Origin of the sequence: Actinoplanes sp. NPDC049599 (assembly GCF_044465625.1) — a bacterium.
Classification (GTDB): Bacteria; Actinomycetota; Actinomycetes; order Mycobacteriales; family Micromonosporaceae; genus Actinoplanes.
Genome location: NZ_JBITLX010000024.1, coordinates 1 through 709 on the forward strand (window position 1 = coordinate 1; position 709 = coordinate 709).

Below are 709 nucleotides of genomic sequence, written 5' to 3' on the forward strand. Positions count from 1 at the left end.
ACCGAACGCCGCAAACGCAACCACATCCGCCAGCTCGAAGCCCTCGGCTACCACGTCACCCTCGACCTCGCCGCATAACCACCGCTTCAACCAAGGACCCATCCCACGCCGCTGCGCGACGCGGGATGCTGCCGCGCGTCTGGTCACCGTCGATTTTCGCGTTAGTTGGCGACGAGTGGATCCTGGTCGAATAGTCGCGGCGGCGTGCCGGCGCGAGCCGCTGGACGGATCGCTACTCCTGCGGCGGCTCACACCCCACTCTCCTGCTGCTGCGGATGCCGGGCGGGGCGCGACGTCCGGCGCGTCGGTGCTCGGGGTCGGCGGGGCCGTCGCCGCCGAGGCGCGCGGCATGGAGCCCATGAGTCTCACGTTGGCCCAACGGCACGAGTTACGCGACGTTGGACTGAGGCCGGCTTTCCCTATCAGCTGTCGATTTGGGAAGCCGCCGTCCCGCCCGTGGGAGTGAGGCTCTACCCGCACTTGGGTCGATGAAGCTCGGCTCTCAGTTCCCGGCCGTCTAGACCGGCGATGGCGTCGCTCGAGTCGTCGAGGGGGCGCTGGGTGATGGCTGCCCTGCGGTCCGGCGGTCATCCGTACTGGCGTTTCGGTTGCGCGCTGAGCCTTGGCCATCATCTGGTTCTTGAGGTGACCGGGGAAGTAGCAGGGTTCCACGTGAAACGGCCACACTGGGCACCGACAATTGCCGGGA